14 protein-coding genes and 1 pseudogene are annotated in these 18,215 nt (G+C 56.6%); 6 read left to right on the top strand and 9 right to left on the bottom strand.

What is annotated here, in order from left to right; translation table 11 throughout:
- Positions 1-1,544: CLIPPER-2 domain-containing protein (locus FOY56_RS20640; RefSeq protein WP_222435014.1), on the bottom strand; the 1,544-nt coding region annotated here is incomplete at its 3' end.
- A gap of 845 nt (positions 1,545-2,389) precedes the next feature.
- Here FOY56_RS20640 and FOY56_RS23980 point away from each other — a divergent pair.
- Positions 2,390-2,578: pseudogene (locus tag FOY56_RS23980) on the top strand (IS5/IS1182 family transposase); the annotation flags it as partial.
- Between the two features lie 433 nt (positions 2,579-3,011).
- Here the strand turns inward: FOY56_RS23980 and FOY56_RS20635 are convergent.
- From FOY56_RS20635 to FOY56_RS20625, 3 genes are all read right to left on the bottom strand, one after another.
- Positions 3,012-3,917: an efflux RND transporter periplasmic adaptor subunit gene (locus FOY56_RS20635; RefSeq protein WP_146348048.1), complete on the bottom strand. Its 906-nt coding sequence runs from the start codon at positions 3,915-3,917 to the stop codon at positions 3,012-3,014.
- 402 nt (positions 3,918-4,319) lie between these two features.
- Positions 4,320-5,510, bottom strand: a complete 1,191-nt coding sequence (locus FOY56_RS20630; protein ID WP_146348047.1) for a carbohydrate porin — start codon at positions 5,508-5,510, stop codon at positions 4,320-4,322.
- Between the two features lie 61 nt (positions 5,511-5,571).
- The gene (locus FOY56_RS20625; RefSeq protein ID WP_246139551.1) at positions 5,572-6,963 is read right to left on the bottom strand and encodes a metal-dependent hydrolase family protein; all 1,392 of its coding nucleotides are present in this window, start codon (positions 6,961-6,963) and stop codon (positions 5,572-5,574) included.
- A 189-nt stretch (positions 6,964-7,152) separates the two neighbouring features.
- Here FOY56_RS20625 and FOY56_RS20620 point away from each other — a divergent pair, with 189 nt between their 5' ends.
- Both FOY56_RS20620 and FOY56_RS20615 read left to right on the top strand, forming a co-directional pair.
- Positions 7,153-8,166: a helix-turn-helix domain-containing protein gene (locus FOY56_RS20620; RefSeq protein ID WP_146348046.1), complete on the top strand. Its 1,014-nt coding sequence runs from the start codon at positions 7,153-7,155 to the stop codon at positions 8,164-8,166.
- Between the two features lie 253 nt (positions 8,167-8,419).
- A complete protein-coding gene (locus FOY56_RS20615) occupies positions 8,420-10,060 on the top strand; it encodes a sulfatase-like hydrolase/transferase (protein ID WP_146348045.1) in 1,641 nt (546 codons plus the stop codon).
- Positions 10,061-10,196: 136 nt separating this feature from the next.
- Here the strand turns inward: FOY56_RS20615 and FOY56_RS20610 are convergent, their stop codons facing one another.
- Positions 10,197-10,622 carry a hypothetical protein gene (locus FOY56_RS20610; protein WP_146348044.1) on the bottom strand — a complete coding sequence of 142 codons (426 nt, stop codon included), beginning with the start codon at positions 10,620-10,622 and terminating at the stop codon, positions 10,197-10,199.
- A gap of 299 nt (positions 10,623-10,921) precedes the next feature.
- Between FOY56_RS20610 and FOY56_RS20605 the strand changes: the two genes are divergently transcribed.
- Positions 10,922-12,226 carry a ferredoxin reductase family protein gene (locus FOY56_RS20605; protein ID WP_146348043.1) on the top strand — a complete coding sequence of 435 codons (1,305 nt, stop codon included), beginning with the start codon at positions 10,922-10,924 and terminating at the stop codon, positions 12,224-12,226.
- A 120-nt stretch (positions 12,227-12,346) separates the two neighbouring features.
- Here FOY56_RS20605 and FOY56_RS20600 read toward each other — a convergent pair whose 3' ends face one another.
- The 4 genes from FOY56_RS20600 to ade form a co-directional block, all read right to left on the bottom strand.
- A complete protein-coding gene (locus FOY56_RS20600) occupies positions 12,347-12,646 on the bottom strand; it encodes a hypothetical protein (RefSeq protein ID WP_222435013.1) in 300 nt (99 codons plus the stop codon).
- Between the two features lie 157 nt (positions 12,647-12,803).
- Positions 12,804-13,091 (bottom strand): HU family DNA-binding protein, encoded by a 288-nt coding sequence (locus tag FOY56_RS20595; protein ID WP_146348041.1) that lies wholly within the window; start codon positions 13,089-13,091, stop codon positions 12,804-12,806.
- A gap of 129 nt (positions 13,092-13,220) precedes the next feature.
- Positions 13,221-14,684 (bottom strand): AMP nucleosidase, encoded by a 1,464-nt coding sequence (locus FOY56_RS20590; RefSeq protein ID WP_146348040.1) that lies wholly within the window; start codon positions 14,682-14,684, stop codon positions 13,221-13,223.
- Positions 14,681-16,483 carry an adenine deaminase gene (gene ade / locus FOY56_RS20585; RefSeq protein ID WP_146348039.1) on the bottom strand — a complete coding sequence of 601 codons (1,803 nt, stop codon included), beginning with the start codon at positions 16,481-16,483 and terminating at the stop codon, positions 14,681-14,683. Before ade ends, FOY56_RS20590 begins: the two co-directional genes overlap by 4 nt.
- 123 nt (positions 16,484-16,606) lie before the next feature.
- On the opposite strand from ade, the gene FOY56_RS20580 reads away from it, so the two are divergent.
- Together FOY56_RS20580 and FOY56_RS20575 are read left to right on the top strand one after the other, a co-directional pair.
- Entirely contained in the window at positions 16,607-17,029 is a 423-nt protein-coding gene (locus FOY56_RS20580; RefSeq protein ID WP_146348038.1) for a VOC family protein, read from the top strand.
- 190 nt (positions 17,030-17,219) lie between these two features.
- On the top strand, positions 17,220-18,164 hold the full coding sequence (locus tag FOY56_RS20575; RefSeq protein ID WP_186766411.1) for an HNH endonuclease: 945 nt from the start codon (positions 17,220-17,222) through the stop codon (positions 18,162-18,164).
- Positions 18,165-18,215: the final 51 nt, after the last annotated feature.

The raw sequence follows: 18,215 nt of genomic DNA, 5'->3' as shown, positions 1-18,215 counted from the left end.
GCGCCATTCACCGCCGCCGGCGTGTCATCCACAGAGGCAATCGGCGCGGCGTCAACCACAACCGTCATCACCGCCTCAGAACAGTTCAGCGCGTTCAGCTGTTCGCAGATCTCATAGGCCACCTCATAGGTGCCCGCCGGCGTGCCGGCCGCAACCGTCACAACCCCATCCGCCGGGTTCAGGCTCAGACCTGTCACCGGATCGCCGCTCACCGCATCGGTATAATCGCCCGCAACCGGCGCCGTGATCGCCACGCTGGCCAGGGTCGCCGCCACGCCATTCAGCGTATCGCCCTGCAGCACCGTCACCGAGCTGTCGCCCCCAGAGGCGCCATTCACCGCCGCCGGCGTGTCATTCGCCGCTACGATCAACTTTGGCAAAGGCACCGATGTAGCCTGTTGACCAGAGACGCCAGCATTTCCATCCGAGAGTATTGAGAAGGTCGTACCGGTAAGGTCTTCAAAGTCGGCACGCGCCTGATTGTCGACCTTTTCAGCATAAAAGTCATCTTGCGTGATCGTGTAATCCGCTTGGAAAACAAGCGTTTGGCCTGGAGCGATGTCTGTGTTGGTACCGGCCCCACCATCCAAATCTGCACCACCGCTAACAACAAACGGTGCCGGCGCAGTGCCGGTACCGGTAAAGGTCGTCTCGGTTAGGCTGACATTGTAGGCTGTCGTTGTACTGTTATTCGTGATCGAAAACGTGTAGCGGATCGCATCACCAACATCAGTCTTATTTGCGTCGCCGACGATATTGTTGATCAAAACCGCGGATTTCGTGAAATCCAACGCTGGTGGCACACAAACCAATGGGAGCAATGCAATGTTGTCGACGCCCACGTCATTGCCATCGTCGCCTTCAGGTTGAGAGTTGTACAGAACAATGTTGGCGGACGTCACAGAACTTGAAACCGGAGCGACCGTCAGCGTGGCAGTCCGCCACAGGCCATCATTCACAACACCCACAGCGCTACTTGTAGCCCTATCCAACTCGGTGTTGGTTGAGCCGTCTTCAACAATCAGGGTGAAGTTCGGCACGTCTGGAGCCCCAACAGATGTTCCAGACAGCGCTGTTGAAAACCGGAACCCACCGACAGTTGCACCTGCCGGCAAGCCCGAGGGAACAATCGAGATCCCATTTTGACGGTAAAACTCACCTTCCCACGACCTAGTCGGCTCATTCTTGCCACGCATGTTGATCGCAAGGTAACGGCCAGTCGTCAGACCATCAGCATCAACATCCCCAGCGGTCCGCATCCAAGCGCCGGCTAGGTTCGATGAGCGACCAACAGCGTAGAAATCATCAAAAATAGAGCCGTTACTGCTAAATGAATGGTTCAGCACATTCGAGTCAGTGCTGCGGCCATCGATACTACCAAAATCTTCGTAGTATACTGATGAATAAGCCACCATTTCACTCGGCGAACAGGCCGCCTGCGCATGTGCCTGCGACGTTGCGATCAAAAGCATCGTGGCTGCAAATGCCGCCAGACGCGACCACCGCCCCCCAGAGAGGGAACGCTTCAACAATGCTTTCAACATGGGACTGCCCCTGCGTATTATCTTTTAAACGGCGGGCCTATGTGCGCCCAATGCCATTCATGTATTGTGATGTTTTTATGTGTCTCTATGCGCCGGTTGTCGCCAGTGTGAAGAAACTGTGACAAATTTGGACAAATTGTGCCGAAGGTGTCGCCGTAGGGTCACGCCGCTAAAACCCGCAGTTGCCCCGATCGTCAGCGATGTGCTTCGCGACGAACCAGCCAAAACACGTCGGGCAACTTTGACTCTGAGGCTGTCAAGAAGCCGATATGGGAACTTGTCAAAAAACACTACCGTTTACTCCGTTTCTTCACGGGGATAATTGCACATTTCCGCATATGAACCATGCGGAATAAAGGACACCAGATCGCTCAAAAGAAGTAATGACCTATCCTTTCGGATAGGATATTGGCCACGTTTTGTTTGGAGATCGCACTCAGGAAGATGAGTTGGGCCGTCAGTATGGCAACGACAGTAATGGCATGACTTAAGTGGAAACAGGTTACAGTACCGTTGAACGCTACTGAGAACTGACCCGGTATTTGCACCGATATTTGATCCACTTCCATTTATGTATCGAATATAACTCCCCTCAGAACACACTCGTCGTCAACGCTTGATTTGCCCCTCTCGGTGATTGAAACAACCATCTGCCGGGCAGTGTATAAGACTTAGGCTCAGGGATGGGACCGGTTATATCTCAGCACGGTCTATTAGCTGGCGGTGATTGACCTGCTGCCCAAAAACTTGGCTGGAATTTTACAATTATTGAACTGCAACGGCTTTGTTGCACCAATCGTTCCCCGAGATTTCACCAGATGAATCCATCGTGATAGCTGGCGTCCATGAGCAGCCGGACCCCTACGAATTACAAGGCCAAACACTGGTCACACTATAATCGAGCCCTGAAGCAGCGTGGTTCACTGTCGATCTGGTTTGACGCGGAGATGGCGTGGGAGGCGAAGCCGTCAGGCAGGCCATCGTGGACTTCAGCAAACCTAACCTATAGTGATGCACCGATCCCAGCCTGTCTGAAGTCTAATTGAAAACAGTCATGTATTTGACCATTCCATTGCGGCCGCAACAGGGATCATCGATAAAGAAAGAAAGTGTCGCCCGCAATGGCGGCTTCGTCCTGCACAGCAGGCATGTATGCCGAGTGCAACGAATTCGCACTTTCCGCCCAAAGTCCCAAATGTTGCGCGGCCCTGACGGTTGCTGCGGGCGCGGGGCAGTGATCTGACATTTTCGCTCTGCTTCATGGGTCGTTTGTTACAAACCGCTCCTACCAGCCTAGCTTGAGTGGTACGACAATGGCCGTTGCGAACTCAAAACAGCCGGTTGCCGTCGCGTACCCTGTGGCTACAAACGGCTCTTCCCAACCTGTTGCGCGGGCAGAATGCCGCAAAAGGGTCCCTGCGGCCTTCCACGGTTCGGCTCGCTTCAGAAATAGTGTTTCGGTTCCGTCTATTGGTCCAGATCGCCTAGTCTGAGATTGGAAAACACGGTGACGCGCAAACCGGGCCGCAGCAAATAACGCGGGTTTGGAACTTCGGCCCAGATTGTCATTTCACCGGTCTCGGGATCCACACCTGCAGATCCATGTTTCGGTCTGGCCTTGTGTTCATACGTCCATGTGTCGGAAACCTTTATGGTCAACTCGACCTGGGAAAGCATGTCGTCCAAATCAGTAAGCTGCTCAACTCCCAATTGGTTCAAACGCTCCAGATACGGGATTTTGTAAGCTACCAGGATTGGATCCATCTGAACGATATGCGCCAGTGGCGGAGAGAAGCCGGGTGAAACAAGCCCGCCCACGTCAAGTTTGGGGCGGCTAATAATTCCCGTGATTGGGGCCCGCAGCACAGTCCGGTTAAGATTCGTCTGCTCCGTTTCCAAGGTCGCCTGGGCCTGGTCCAGTACGGCTTCTGAGAGAACAACGGAAACTTTCGCTTTCAACATTTGAACACCGCTGACGGTGCCACGATCCTTCAGCTTTTGAGTACGTTCGAATTCACTCCTTGCCCCCTCCAGAACCTTTTCGGCGCGCCTGTAATTTGCCTCGGCATTCTTTACCGCCAGTTGATATTTCCGGTTGTCCAGAGTGACGACGATGTCGCCGGCCGCAATAGTTTGTCCTGCCTCGAAATGGATCTTTTCGATTGTGCTTTCGACAGCCGCGTTAACGTCGGCGCGGCGCAACGGTTCGATCTGAGCTGGAAATCCTGCGCTATCGGCAACCGCTTCCGATGATTGCGCCTGCGCCAAAGCGGGCACCGCTGAGCCCGCCAGAAAAAACACGACAACAATGGTGCCCAGCCAATCTGCGAGGCATTTCAGCGCCGGACAAGACTGCGTTTCACTGTTTGACATCGGAAACCTCCTTCTCTGCGACCCCGCCGCAAATGCTTAGCCTTTTACCTTAACTGCAACGAAACGTTGCGAGGCACGCTTCGCTCAAGTTTAAATTGCCGAGAACACATGGCTTTGAGGTGGATCAATATCACCCAAGCTGTCTAGGCAGGCCAGCAAAGCTGACCTAGTCTTGTTTTTTTGGGCCATGGGCGTCCACTGATAGCAGAGACCGCTTTGTCCGCAGTGCAGTTGTCGGTGCCGGGCGCAACGAAGGACCGCAACCCGCCGAATATGCAAAATGCGGCGCTTGACCTTGATGGTTGTTTCGGACGCGGAGCAGTGATCTAACCTGTTCGCTCAGTTTCAAAGGCGGTTTGGGCAGCTTTGTGAGCGGATTGCAGGGCGCGGTGCAGGTTGAGATCAGAAGACCGCGCGGGCCCGAAGGCCCAGAACTGTGATGCTGGATTGCGCCGGGTTCAGGAGCGGGTTTTTGATGTATTGAATGGATGGCGTGATCTGGAGCCCCGGCGAGATGGAAAAGCGATAGAAGGCTTCCAGCGTTGCCTGGTTTCCGGGCAGGCCATTTGCCTGTGCCCAATTCAGGCCAATCCCGGCCATATCCGTGTTGCGCATGTAAAACCCAACGCCGCCGGACACCGATTTTTCGTAAAGCGCGGCGGTGCCCTTGGACACACCGGCCCGCAGGAAGGGCATCCATTTGTTGTCAATGAACCACGCTGCGGAGAATGCGGCTCCATAATCTTCGGCGCGACTGCCATCATTGGCGGCATCGCTGTGCCATAAGGTCAGGTGAATATTGTCGAAATAGAGACGCCCGAAATCGCTGGTGTAGCCAATTTCCAGACTTTTGAAGAGGTTGCCATCGGAAAACACGTCCAGATCCGGGCTGGATGGGTCGGCATTGGCATCGGCAATGCTGCCCGTCATGTAGAAGTTGCCACCAAGCTTGACACCTCCGGCGATGCCAAGCCCTGGATTGGGGGCATTGATCGTTGGGTTGGTGTTGAATGCGAGGTTCTGAAAGCCGGTATAGGGGCTGACCAGACCGTAGATGTCGACAAAATCGGTGACGTCAATCTGCCCGACCTGCACCGACCACGCCCCGTCCGCCGCGCGCTGGGTCCAGAACAGGTTGGTCAACATCGTGCCATTGTCGTTGAAGGCGGTGCCGGTGATCGACACAGCGCCGCCGTCAAACCCAAGGAACTGGGGGGCCACGGCGCCATAGGCATGGCGGTTTTCAATTTTGAATGTCAACGATCCGGTCTCGGTCGCTTGCCAGCTTCCGTAGAACCGGGCGATCCCGCCACTGGCATTGCCTGCGCCAATATCAGCGTTCGAGGATTGCCCGAGTGCCAGGTAGTCAAAGTTGAACCTGAGACCGTGATCCTTGGCCAGTTTATCAGCCCAGGCGAAGTACCCCGGCGCGGTATTTCTGGGGAAATCCGAGCGAAACTGAGGGTCGGTCAGACCGTCCCCCGGTTCAAGTTCGGCCTGAACCGAGGACGGACCGCCAAGGCCCTGAGCGTAACTCGTCGTGCTCAGCGCAAACGTGGCCAGAAGGCACAAGGCCAGAGAACCGAGGCGCATGAAGACAACCTTTCAGAGCGTGGGCGTTGCGGGCAGCCCGAGGGAGGGCCGCCCGCCCATGTCAATTCAGCGTATTCTTGTAGAATACACCATCCTTCATGATCACCCGGATCGTCTCGGGGCTGTCTGGGCGTTCGGGGCCGTCAAACCATTTGTCCGAGGTTCCCAGCACCGAGAAATCTTCCAGCGGGTTGCCATCAACCAGAAGGATGTCGGCATAAGCGCCTGCTTCGATCACACCCAGCTTGCCGTCCGGGTAAGGGTTCATAAAGTCGCCAGACAGGGCGACAAGTTCGCCCCCGGTGGAGGTCATGACAACCAACGCCGTGTGCGGATCAAAGAAGTCAGCGTTCAGGTATTTCTCGTAGGCAATCTGTTTGCTGCACGATGGAACATCCCCCACGCAATCGGTCTGAAACGCGCGTTTGACAGGGCATTTTTTCATGTTGGGGATGTAGTTTACGAAGGCCGCTGACGCAGATGTTGCCTTGCGCAGGCTTGAAGCCACATTCTTGACGGCAGGAATCTCCAGCAAACCGGGATCGAAGGCCGTCAGGTTTGTCGTGATATAGGCGTCTTTTTCCTTCATGAGTTCGGCGATCTCGCAGTCAAACATGAACCCATGTTCGATTGACCTTACACCTGCATTCAGTGCGGTCATGATGGCCTCTTTCCGGTAAGAGTGGGCCATCACATAGCTACCATATTCGTTTGCAACCTGAACCACGGCTTCGATCTCGGCTTGGGAGCCGGCAAGGAGTTGCCAAGGATCAAATGCCGACACGGCACCGCCCGATTGCATGTATTTCAGCTGACTTGCACCCATTCGAAAGTTGTTGCGTCCGAACTTGTGAACATCTGCGACACTGTCGGCTTCCTGCGCCATGTTCAGGCGGCCCATATTGGTGGACTCGCCCACGGGTGACGTGAAGTTTGCAAAATCTGCGTGCCCCCCGCGGGTGCCAATAAAGGCGGCGGACGGATAGACGCGTGGCCCGATGATCGCCCCGGAATTGATGGCCCGTTGCAGTCCGGCATTTGCGCCACCCGCATCGCGAACCGTCGTGAAGCCTTGCATCAGGTACATCTCGGACATCCGGGTGCCATGGATGGCGAAGTCTTCCCAGGTTGAATTGGCTTCCATGGCCGGAAGAGACGGCCCCATCAGCATAAGGTGCGCATGGCCTTCGATCAGGCCCGGCATAAGCGTGCGCCCGTCGCAATCAACGGTCGTCGCGCCCTCGGCCGTCAAAGACGCGTCCCCGATGGCTTCGATCAGATTGCCCGTGACCAGAACGTTCTGGGCGTCGGTCAGTTCCGTTGCCTTGCCGTCGAATACGGCGCAATTTGTGAACAACACTTGCGCCGGATCATCCTGCGCCAAAGCTGCCACCGTACCAAACGCCAAAAACCCGATGGCCAGCGTTGTCGAATGTAGTTTCGCTAATCTCACTTCAGATCTCCTTTTAGAACCAAAGCCCCCCATTGGGGTCCCCGGTGTCAGCATCGCAAATCTGACCGCCAAGCGCGCATCATTTTTGGACAGTGCAGTACGGTTTTTGACGCTAAATGATAGATCGATTTGACCGATGAGCTGAGATCAGTCTAGATTTCCGATCTTTGTTGGTCTGCGAGGATCGCTATGTCAAGATCATTGCCATTGGTAAGGCTCCATCTTTTAGCCCCGCTTCTGACCGGGTTGAGGAACCGCGGCGTCGACCCTGAGCCGGTTCTGGAAAGTGTCGGACTGACAGTGGCCGCCGTCGATCAAGACGATATTTCGGTGCACGTCATGGTCATGCATCAATTCGTTGAAAGCTGCGCGACAGCCGTTGATGATCAAACCTTCTGCGCGGAAATCGGGTCGCATTTGGACCCTTCCGGATGGCCGATGGTTCGCCAGGCCTTTGAGGATGCGACGACGCTTGGCGATTTCCTGAACATCTATGTGGCAAACGCACACAAATACGCATCATCTGCGACCCCCTATCTTGAGGTGCGCGGAGAAACGGCAACCTTCGGTGAAGCCCGCACCTTCAAACCGTTGATCAAACCGGCGCAAAACGACGGTTTCATGATTGGCCTGAAAATGGCCATCCTGAAAAGAGCATTGGGTGATCTGGAGGACCTTGAGCGTGTTCTTTTGGTGCTGTGCGATCCTTCAGTGTTGCCCGCGTCTTTTGACCGGAACCAGACGCTGAAGGGCAACGACATGGGGCCCCGGATTCAATTTCCTTCAGAGTGGCTGTCACGTTCGATTACTGAAGGCGTTCCGGAAACAGGCACTATATCTGACCGCAGGGAAAAACAGCACAGCCACTTTCTGACGGGGTTTCGCAAGTTACTGCGTCAGAAAATCCTCGACAAGGATATGAATGCCAGCAAGGCCGCTGACCTTGTGCATATGGCGCCCCGGTCGCTGGCACGGCGGTTGGCAGTCTGGGACACGAACATTTCCAGAGAGCTCGCGCGGGCCAAGGTCGAATATGCCAAAGACGCCCTTGAGGGATCGGGCCTGAGCGTCGAAGAAATAGCGTCAAACCTTGGGTACACCAATCCGTCTAATTTCGCGCGGGCCTTTGCCCGGGAGGAAGGTATGAGCCCGACAAAATTCAGGGCCGAGCGCAAGGCCCGCCAAGACGGCTTGCATGTCTGAGCATGATCACAGGGTTGAGTGCTTCGCACCCTGTTTTGGCGATTTGACAGCGCGTTAGGCGGCTTTGCCGACTCTATTGGCCGCGAACGACACTAACCCGGCCTTGATATACATCGCGACCGAAGGCAGGTTTCAACCAGTGGCAGTTCTTGCGCCCAAGACGGCGCCTTTTGATCTGAAAAGGTAGATCTGGATGAGCTTGGGCCACGTAGACACATTGAAGCCTAATAACGACAAATAGAGGGGGACAAACATGAAACGAACACTAGCGATTGCCGTGTCGCTAATACTGGGCACGTCAGTTCATGCGCAGAGTGGTGACATCATTCGTGATGGGGAATACCTTTACCTAGAAGCTCAGCACCAAGAAAAATGGAGCGCTCAGGACAAGGCCATTGACGCCAAACTGGCAGAAATCCGGGACGCCAATGGCGGCAACCCCCCTAACTTCGTCTATGTCCTGATCGATGATGTCAGCTTTGGTATCCTTGGAAACCGGGCTATGAACTATGTGACCGGGATCGACACGCCGAACATCAATGACTTTGCCGATCAGGGCATGAGCCTGATGCGGATGTACACCGAGCCATCCTGCACTCCGACCCGTACCGCGATGTTGACAGGACGCCATCCCGTGCGTGCCGGGCAGGAAGAGGTCAAAGTGGCTCTTGTCGGCGAAGGTCTGGCCGCAGAAGAGGTCACAATCGCCGAAATCCTGAAGGAAGTGGGGTATAACACTGCGCACGTTGGCAAGTGGCACCAAGGAGACATCGAACAGTCTTTCCCACACAATCAGGGGTTTGACTGGGCGGCTTTTCCGGTTCACCAGCAGGTGCAACTGTCGCTGATGACCCGCGACGCGATGCAGGCAAACAACATGGTTGGGTTTGATCCTTCCGGGGAAACAAACCCCTATGCGATCGACCAGCGGTTCAGGCCATATGGTCTGGTCACCGGCCTTGAAGCCGAGGTCGGCAAGCTGGCACGCGAAGTGCATATGGAAGCCGGCGAAGTCTGGACGCAGGCGAAATACCACGACATGAACGTGCGGTATCAAGAGCAGGCCATTGAACAGCTCAACACCCTGGCTGCCAAAGACGAACCCTTTTTCATGCAGTACTGGCCGTTGTATCCGCTGAACTTTGTCTATGACCAAGACCAGCAAAAATCGCGCAACGGCGGCTATATGGCAGAAAAGATGGAACTGCTGGATGATTGGCTGGGCGATTTTTTTGCCGCCGTGGACAGCACTGGGAAAGCGGACAACACGATTGTCGTTCTTATGTCTGACAATGGGATCTTCAACTATTACTCGCCCAATTCGGGCATGATGGAACTGATTTATCGTGGGGGTAAGACCCAGCATCTGGAAGGCGGCGTACGCACAGACGCCTTTGTGCGCTGGCCCGGCGTCATCCCTGCGGGCAGTGCTGCAGGTGACATCATTCACGTGTCCGATCTGTTCACAACATTTGCCCGCATCGCTGGTGGCATGGATTACATTCCGCGTGACCGGGTGATTGATGGTGTGGATCAGACGGCGTTGTTCATCGAAGGTGAAGGCAATTCGCGACGTGACTATGTGTATGTCTATGAGGGCCCGCTGCTGCGGTCGATCGTGAAGCAGGACATCAAGATGCACATGCCTGCACCCGGGCTGCCGGGGGCCGCTGCTCCGGTCTTTAACTTGCTGCGTGATCCGCGCGAGATGAACCCGATCATCGGCATCGCGTTGTGGGCCGGCGCATCGTTTCAGGACATGACCAAGCGCCACCTGAACATGATCGCCAAGTATCCGCATCTGCCGATCGGGAAGGGAATACCCTATGGCGGGATTGAGAACCTGCGCCCCGAAAGTATCGAGACCCGTGAGGTGTTCGATAGCTGGCACTGATATCTGCCTGGTCCGTTCCGGTTTGGAACGGGCCAGGGTTTCCGGATCCCGGCGTGACGTATGGCGACAGGTATCCTTGCCGCCTGGGGTTTAAAGTGATGACCGAGATAGCGGTGTTCGCTGGGTCAAAACCCCGTCACTTTTTGTAATTTGGCAATTCAGGCAGTTCGAAGCCCTCATTTGGTGTGAACTCGAACATACAATTCAATTCCACAATCGTTTTGTCTTTGCTTTGATCAAAGCGGCAGATGTGCGTTGTCGTGACCTCTGGAAACAAGTCGCCGTCTTTGCAACTGTCCACCCCGGTGTCACAATCCCACTCACATGTTATAAGTCCACCGGGTTTCCCATCACGGCCAAACTGGTCGCTGCATGTTTGGGTGCAATCTTCTTCAACGGATTCACAACAAATCTCTCTTTTGGCTTTGTCCGCTTCCTTGGAGCAGCCATTGAAATCTTCCACCAACCCTTTTTGCAGTGCAAGAGCCGCAGGTGCCTCAACCGTGAGAGCGATAACGAGGACTGCCAAGACGAGGGCGGCTTTTAGAAAAATGTGTCTCATGACGTTCATTTCCTTTTGCTGAATATGTTGTGTGTCGGAGTCGTTTAAAATGTTCTTGAAAATTCTCAAAAATGGCCAAAGCCAAAGAATTATTATAGCACGATTTTGAGATCGAGAGTGCGACAATCGATAAACCAAGCCGCCAAGCCAAGGGATCACCTTGCCTGACGTTGAAAGCGCGGTGCTCCCCGGTTGCCGCTCTTGTCACTGAGGTTGGACGGGTGACATGAACAGCCCTAATCGGGCATTTGGATGGAATCGAAATTGTACCTTCCGTGGAAGGTGGTCAGAATGAGGCTATGAAACAGCTTTCTCTGATTGTCGTGTATCTTTTCGCCGTCCTTTTGCCGCTGGTCCTGTCCTGGCTGTTCGGGGGGCCGCCACGCCCGGTCCATCAGGAATTGGCATCCGGTCTTGGAATACTGGCGTTTGCGATGATCCTGATGGAGTTTGTCCTGTCGGGCCGGTTCAAGAGCGTTTCCAATGGCATCGGCATGGATCTGACGATGCGGTTTCATCAGGTGATGGCGCGCACGGCGCTGGTTTTCGCGATGGTGCACCCATTTCTGTACCAAGGGACGCCGGCGGGCGGTCATCGCCCATGGGACCTTACGCGGCAACTGACAATCACAACGGATCTGACTTATCTGTCGACGGGTATTGCCGCGTTTCTGCTGCTTCCAACCCTTGTTCTGCTGGCCATCGGGCGCACTCAGCTGGGGTACAGGTATGAAACGTGGCGCTTGATGCATGGGGTCGGTGCGCTGTTGATCGCGCTGCTTTTGTTGCATCACACCGTTTATGCCGGGCGCTATGGGTCGCAGCCTGTCATGACGTGGCTTTGGCTGGGCATGACGGGGATCGCGGTGGGGTCGCTGCTGTATGTGTTCCTGATTGTCCCGCTGCGGGACAAAGCGCGCCCCTGGCGCGTGGTGTCCGTCACCCGTGTGACGCCCAAGCAGTGGGAGTTGATTGTCACGCCCGAATGCCATGACGGTTTTGACTACAGGGCGGGTCAGTTTGCCTGGCTAAATGTCGGGCACAGTGCGTTCTCGCTGAAGGAAAACCCATTTTCGATTTCCTCGGCCCCGGCGGGCGGGCCGGAGGTATCGTTTCTGATCAAAGAGCTGGGCGATTTCACGCGGACCATTGGTCAGATCAAGCCGGGAACGGCCGCCTATCTTGACGGCCCATATGGCAGCCTGTCAGTCGATGGCCGCGATGAACCCGGTGTTGCCTTGATCGCAGGCGGTGTGGGGCTTGCACCGTTGCTGGGGATCATCCGGCAGATGCGCCTGACTGGGGATCGCCGGAAGGTGAAGGTTATCTATGGCAACCGGCGGATTGATCAGATCGCGTTTCGCGACGAACTGGACGCCGTAGACGTGACCTATGTGCTGTCGGAACCACCCACCGACTGGCGAGGAGAGACCGGGTTCATTGATGCGGCCCTGATGGACCGGGTGTTTTCGCCTGATGAGATGAGAGACTGGGTGTTTGTGATGTGCGGTCCTGCCATTATGATGGATATCGTTGAGGGCCACCTGTTACAGCGCGGCACGCCAAACAACCGCATTTTGTCGGAGCGTTTTGAATATGACTGACTCGTTCAAACACATGAGCTTGCGCCGACGTGTTGCTTTGGTGATCTGGGCGCTGAACATCATAGTGTGCCTTGTTCTTCTGGCGTTTGCGCTTCGCTGAAGGTCGCTGTGTCGGAAAGCTTATGAGCAGTTGGTCAAAAACCGGGCCAGACGTGTTTCTGTTGCGACTTCTTCGAAAACAACGGTGCAACCTGTATCTGTCGGGGCAAATGACTGATCCGTTTTCAGCACGAGGATCTGATCGGCAACCTTTACCCGGATCGAATACCCGTTCAGCTTGAGCACCTTGAAGGTAAACGCGCCGTTGAGAAGACTGGCAGTCGCACCTTCCCGGACCACAAGCGTCCGGGTTTCTGTGCCCGCGTGCGCGGCAGGCGACACTGCAAAAAGGCCCGCGACGACCGCACCAACAAGCGTCATAAGAAATCTGGAATTGCGCATGGGCTGAATATGATCGAGGCGCCGCGAGGGCGCAAGCCCGCCTGCTGAAACAGCGCCCAAGCGATTGGGTACAGCCCGCATACAAAAAGGGCCGCCACTGGGGCGACCCTTTTGATCCGTTCGCAGAGTGAAAGGATTATTCGTTGACGCTGTCTTTGAGCGCCTTGGCGATGGTCATCTTGACGACCTTGTCGGCCTCTTTCATGAATTTTTCGCCGGTGGCTGGGTTACGCACTTCGCGCTCGGGGCGTTCACGGCAATAGATTTTGCCGACGCCTGGGATGGTCACGGCACCGCCGCCGGACACTTCCTTGGTGATGATCGCTGCCACGGCGTCCAGAGCGGTGCCGGCGGCTTTTTTGTCCGTGCCCATTTCTTCAGCCAAAGCGGCCACAAGTTGGGTCTTTGTCATTGGTTTTGCCATTTCATGGTCTCCTTCGTGTGCCCGATCTTGGGCCTCATCGCGTAACTTTAACGGTATATTGTGAAGCAACACAACGGATTGTGTAACAAAACAAGGGTAAATCGCGCATTTTCCGGCAGTTTTATGCCTTCAGAGGAAGGCTGTTTCGTCAAAGCAACGCAATTTCCGGCTGTGAAGGCGTTCAAGCGGCATTGTGCGCAAGACTTCCATGGCGCGGATACCGATGGCCAGATGGCGCGCGACCTGCGTCGTATAGAAGTCTGAGGCCATGCCGGGAAGCTTCAATTCGCCATGCAACGGCTTGTCGCTGACACAAAGAAGCGTGCCATAGGGCACCCGGAAGCGATAGCCGTTGGCGGCGATTGTGGCGCTTTCCATGTCCAGCGCGATGGCGCGAGACTGGCTGAGCCGCTGCACCGGGCCGCTGTGTTCGCGCAGTTCCCAGTTGCGGTTGTCAATGGTTGCGACCGTGCCGGTGCGCATGATGCGTTTGAGGTCGAAACCTTCGAACTGGGTGATCTCGGCCACTGCCTGTTCCAGCGCGATCTGAACTTCGGCCAGCGCCGGAATCGGGATCCAGGTGGGCAGGTCATCGTCAAGCACGTGATCTTCGCGCAGGTACGCATGCGCCAGAACAAAGTCGCCCAGCGCCTGCGTGTTTCGGAGACCGGCGCAGTGGCCAACCATCAACCAGGCATGCGGGCGCAGGACGGCGATGTGGTCGGTGGCGGTTTTGGCGTTGGACGGGCCGACCCCGATATTGACAAGCGTGATCCCCGACCCGTCAGCGCGTTTCAGGTGATAGGTCGGCATCTGCGGCAGCTTCAGCGGCGCCTCGATCGGGGTTTCGGGGTCTGTGATCTCGGTATTTCCGGTGCTGACGAAGCTGGTATAGCCGCTGTCGGGATCGGCCAGCTGGATGCGCGCGAAGGCTTCGAATTCGGACACATAGAACTGGTAGTTGGTGAACAGGATGTGGTTCTGAAAATGTTCAGGGGCGGTCGCGGTGTAATGCGCAAGGCGGGCCAGCGAATAGTCGATGCGTTGCGCGGTGAACAGCGACAGTGGGCCGGTGCCGTCAGTTTGCACATAGGTGCCGTTGACGATGTCATCATTGGTGGTCGACAGGTCCGGCACATCGAACACATCGCGCAGGGTGAAGTCGGCGGCCCCTTCCTGCGGGACAGTGACGCCACCGCGCGCGGCAACGGCGAAATGCACCGGGATCGGCGTGTCTGACAGGCCGATCATAACCGGCTGGCCATGATTGCGGATCAACAGCCCGATTTGCTGTGTCAGGTAGTTGCGGAACAGATCGGGTCGGGTCACCGTGGTGGCATGGGTGCCGGGCTGGGCGACGTGGCCAAAACTGAGCCGGCTGTCGACCTGCGCAAAGCTGGTCGTTTTCAGGCGGATCTCGGGATAATAGGCGCGGTAGCGGCCTTCGGGCGCGCCCGAGGTCATCGCGGCCCCGAAATTGTCACAGAGAAAGTCTGTGGCCTGTTCATAAAGCTGTTCCAGACGGGCGACGGCCGCCCGGGCATCGGTGAACGCTTCGGGCAGTGGGGCCGTTGGGGTGTGCAGGCTGGTCATTCGGCCCCCTCGAACAATGGGATCATTTCGAAGGTGCGGACATCGACAAGTCCAAGGTCAGAGATGCGCAGTTCCGGGATCACCACCAGCGCCAGCAGCGAGTGCTGCATGTAAGCGTTGTTCAGGGTGCAGCCACAGGCCTCCATTGCCTCGACCATCTTCTGCGCCTTTGCCGCAACTGCGGTTGCCGGGTCATCGGACATCAGCCCGGCAATGGGCAGTTCGACAAGCGCCAGTTCCTGACCGTCGCGGAAGATGGTGATGCCGCCGCCAACCTCGGCCAGCCGGTTTGCGGCCAACGCCATCTGGGCGCGGTCGGTGCCGACAACGATCATGTGGTGGCTGTCGTGCGCCACGGTCGAGGCCATGGCCATCTTGCCGGTATAGTTAAAACCGCTGACAAAAGCGTTGGTCACGCCGCCGGTGGCCCGGTGGCGTTCGACCAGCGCGATCTGGCAGGTACCGCCCTGCCCTTCGACCAGACCGTCAACAACGGGAAGATCGGCCTTGAGCGCCTTGGTCGGAGCCTGATTTTCAACTACGCCGATCACGTTGGCTCGGACAGAGTTGGCCCCATCGGGAGCTTTGATCTCGAAATCCTGATCCGTCAGCGTATGGCCCATATGCACCGTGTTGCGGGCACTGTCCGGCCAGTCGAAATGCGGGCAATCGACCAGGCATTCGCCATTTTCAGCGATCAGCTGACCACGCGCCCAGACCTGTTCGATCGGCAGCGTGGTCAGGTCCGAGGTCAGGATCACATCGGCGCGCCGACCGGGGGTGAGCGATCCAAGCTCGCGCTCCAGCCCGAAATGGGTGGCTGTGTTGATCGTGGCCATTTGCAGCGCGATCAGCGGATCGCAACCGCAGGCAATCGCATGACGGACGACGCGGTTCATGTGGCCCTCGTTGACCAGCGTGCCGGAATGGCAGTCATCGGTGCACAGGATGAAGTTGCGCGGATCGAGCCCCTTTTCGGTCACGGCGGTGATCTGGCTTTCGACATCGTACCACGCACTGCCCAGCCGCATCATACTGCGCATGCCCTGACGGACGCGGGCGATGGCGTCCGCCTCGCAGGTGCCTTCGTGATCATCTGCCGGGCCGCCCGCGACATAGGCGGCAAAATCGGGGCCAAGGTCGGGCGAGGCATAGTGCCCGCCCACCGTCTTTCCGGCCCGCTGGGTCGCGGCAATCTCGGCCAGCATCTTGGGGTCGGCGTTGGCAACACCGGGGAAGTTCATCATCTCACCCAGACCAATGATACCGGGCCATGCCATCGCTTCGGCAACATCCTCGGCGCTGATTTCGTACCCGGTGGTTTCCAGACCCGGGGCGGACGGGGCGCAGGATGGCATTTGCGTGAAGATATTGATCGGCTGCAAAAGCGCCTCGTCATGCATCATGCGGACACCGGGCAGGCCCAGAACATTGGCGATTTCATGCGGGTCGGTGAAAATGCTGGTGGTGCCATGCGGGATGATGGCGCGGGCGAATTCAGCTGGGGTCAGCATGCCGGATTCGATATGCATATGCGCATCGCACAAGCCGGGGATCATATAGCGCCCGTTGGCGTCAACCACCTGCGTCTCGGGGCCGATGCAGTAAGACGCATCGGGGCCGACATAGGCGATGCGCCCCTCGGCAATGGCGATATCATGGCCGGGCAGCGTTTCGCGGGTGTGGACATTGACCCAGGTTCCGCCTCGGATCACCAGATCGGTAGGGTCTCGCCCTGCAGCAACGGCGATCAAACGAGGGGCAACATCGGGCCAGCTTGGGAAAGGTATATGTGTCATGCGCCAGAGTGTTGCATAAGGTGCGCCAAGCGCAAGGCCTAGCGTCGGGGCATCGTGAAACTGTCACGATATCTGCCGTCAGAAGGGCTTGCCCGGAAGACCCAGCGCGGTCAGGGTGGTTTCATGGAATACGAAACAGTTTCTGCCGGAGATTTCGGACGGTCGTTGCGAGGCATTGGACTGAACCTGCTGGTGCGGAACGTCCCCGCGACCTGCACGTTCTTGCGCGACGTGTTCGGGATGGCGACGCATCAGGCGACAGCAGATTTCGCCATTGTCACTTATGGCGATCAGGTGTTCCAGCTGCACAGCGACAGCACGTATCATTCCAACCCGCTGCTGGGTCTGGTGCCCGAACACCCGCCGCGTGGAAGTGGGATCGAGATCAGGCTGTATGACACCGACCCGGATGAGGCCGTTCTCCGGGCCGAAAGCTTTGGCGCGATGGTGTTGCAAGCGGCGAGCGAGAAACCCCACGGGCTGCGCGAGGCCTATATCCTCTGCGCAGACGGCTATGCCTGGGTGCCCAGCCGCCCATTGGGCTAGCCCCACGCCGATCATCTGTTCAGGTCCAGATTGCGAGTTCAGATCTTGTCTGTATTCCGTGAGTAAACCTCTACACGGCCCTCAGCAGTCGTCAGCTTTAAGCCCCTCATGGACTTTACGTTTCCTTCAAGAAGTATTGACATCGCCGCTCCAGGTGGCCGAGCTACAAGAAATAACCGGGACGCCTCGCATGACCAATTTTAGATACATTCGGATGGCTGGAAATGAACAAGGCTGGAACCGCCCTCATGGCGGCCGGAAAGGTGGTGATGACTATGTCGGGAAGCAAGGCCTTGGGCATGAGGACTGGAATTTCGCCAAGGACGTCTGGGAGGATGGTCGTTACCATCTCTACCTTAGGGCAACACCGGCAGGCTTTGATAAGAGGCAATTTAATTTTGTTCTTGGAGCGCATGCAAGTCCGGTTCCAATGATTGTCGGCTTTGTCGAGAATGCAACCTATGGCTTGTCAGAATTGCCAGAACCGGTGGTGCTCAGGCGCGCTCAAGAGGTTTTCGCGCTCAGCGAAGACAACAGCCTCGGATCGGCTTATGGGAGCCGGAGCGTTGAGCAAATTGCAAATCGTCTAAGACAGGAGGTGGGCGACTATCGAGTCTCGGTTTCGCCGCAGGATCTGCATATTTTGGCGCAGCCCGTTCCTATGCCGCCAACAATCTATAGGGTTTCCCATCCAGGTTACCGCGCGCTTCTTATGACGGCAGATCAGTATTACTCACTTAGGGAGCTGGTGCTCTCGAAAGATGCAACGGACTCCGTTGATCAGGAGGAAGAGGCGAGCTTTCCCGAAGGGCTATTGGTCGAAAGGCTGCACAGGTCGCGCGAACGGAGTCGGCGTGTTGTCGAAAGGGCAAAGAAGCTGTTCATTGAAAGGAACGGGCGGCTCTTTTGCGAAGCCTGCTCCCTGAACCCAGAGAAGCGCTTTGGTTCGACCAAAATGCGCAACCGGATCATCGAAGCCCATCACGACATACCACTTTCTGACAACAAGCACGACGGAGAGACCAAGGTTTCCGACCTGCGAATGGTCTGCCCAACGTGTCATCGAGCCATCCACAGTATAAGACCATGGCTCACGGTCGAAAAGCTCAAAAACCTCCTAAATTTGAACAACTGACTTGCAAGCGCCTGTTAGCTTAGGGAAGTGATCAGGTATGCAACCGAGGCG

The organism is Falsiphaeobacter marinintestinus (assembly GCF_007923355.1).
GTDB lineage: Bacteria > Pseudomonadota > Alphaproteobacteria > Rhodobacterales > Rhodobacteraceae > Phaeobacter_A > Phaeobacter_A marinintestinus.
Note: the sequence above shows the minus strand (reverse complement) of the source record. Positions and strands in the feature narration are given on the sequence as shown.

Excerpts from the sequence above, each read along its gene's own strand:
- FOY56_RS20635 (WP_146348048.1), bottom strand. The coding sequence starts at position 3,917 with ATGTCAAACAGTGAAACGCAGTCTTGTCCGGCGCTGAAATGCCTCGCA.
- FOY56_RS20630 (WP_146348047.1), bottom strand. The coding sequence starts at position 5,510 with ATGCGCCTCGGTTCTCTGGCCTTGTGCCTTCTGGCCACGTTTGCGCTG.
- FOY56_RS20620 (WP_146348046.1), top strand. The coding sequence starts at position 7,153 with ATGTCAAGATCATTGCCATTGGTAAGGCTCCATCTTTTAGCCCCGCTT.
- FOY56_RS20615 (WP_146348045.1), top strand. The coding sequence starts at position 8,420 with ATGAAACGAACACTAGCGATTGCCGTGTCGCTAATACTGGGCACGTCA.
- FOY56_RS20610 (WP_146348044.1), bottom strand. The coding sequence starts at position 10,622 with ATGAGACACATTTTTCTAAAAGCCGCCCTCGTCTTGGCAGTCCTCGTT.
- FOY56_RS20605 (WP_146348043.1), top strand. The coding sequence starts at position 10,922 with ATGAAACAGCTTTCTCTGATTGTCGTGTATCTTTTCGCCGTCCTTTTG.
- FOY56_RS20600 (WP_222435013.1), bottom strand. The coding sequence starts at position 12,646 with ATGACGCTTGTTGGTGCGGTCGTCGCGGGCCTTTTTGCAGTGTCGCCT.
- FOY56_RS20595 (WP_146348041.1), bottom strand. The coding sequence starts at position 13,091 with ATGGCAAAACCAATGACAAAGACCCAACTTGTGGCCGCTTTGGCTGAA.
- FOY56_RS20590 (WP_146348040.1), bottom strand. The coding sequence starts at position 14,684 with ATGACCAGCCTGCACACCCCAACGGCCCCACTGCCCGAAGCGTTCACC.
- ade (WP_146348039.1), bottom strand. The coding sequence starts at position 16,483 with ATGACACATATACCTTTCCCAAGCTGGCCCGATGTTGCCCCTCGTTTG.
- FOY56_RS20580 (WP_146348038.1), top strand. The coding sequence starts at position 16,607 with ATGGAATACGAAACAGTTTCTGCCGGAGATTTCGGACGGTCGTTGCGA.
- FOY56_RS20575 (WP_186766411.1), top strand. The coding sequence starts at position 17,220 with ATGACCAATTTTAGATACATTCGGATGGCTGGAAATGAACAAGGCTGG.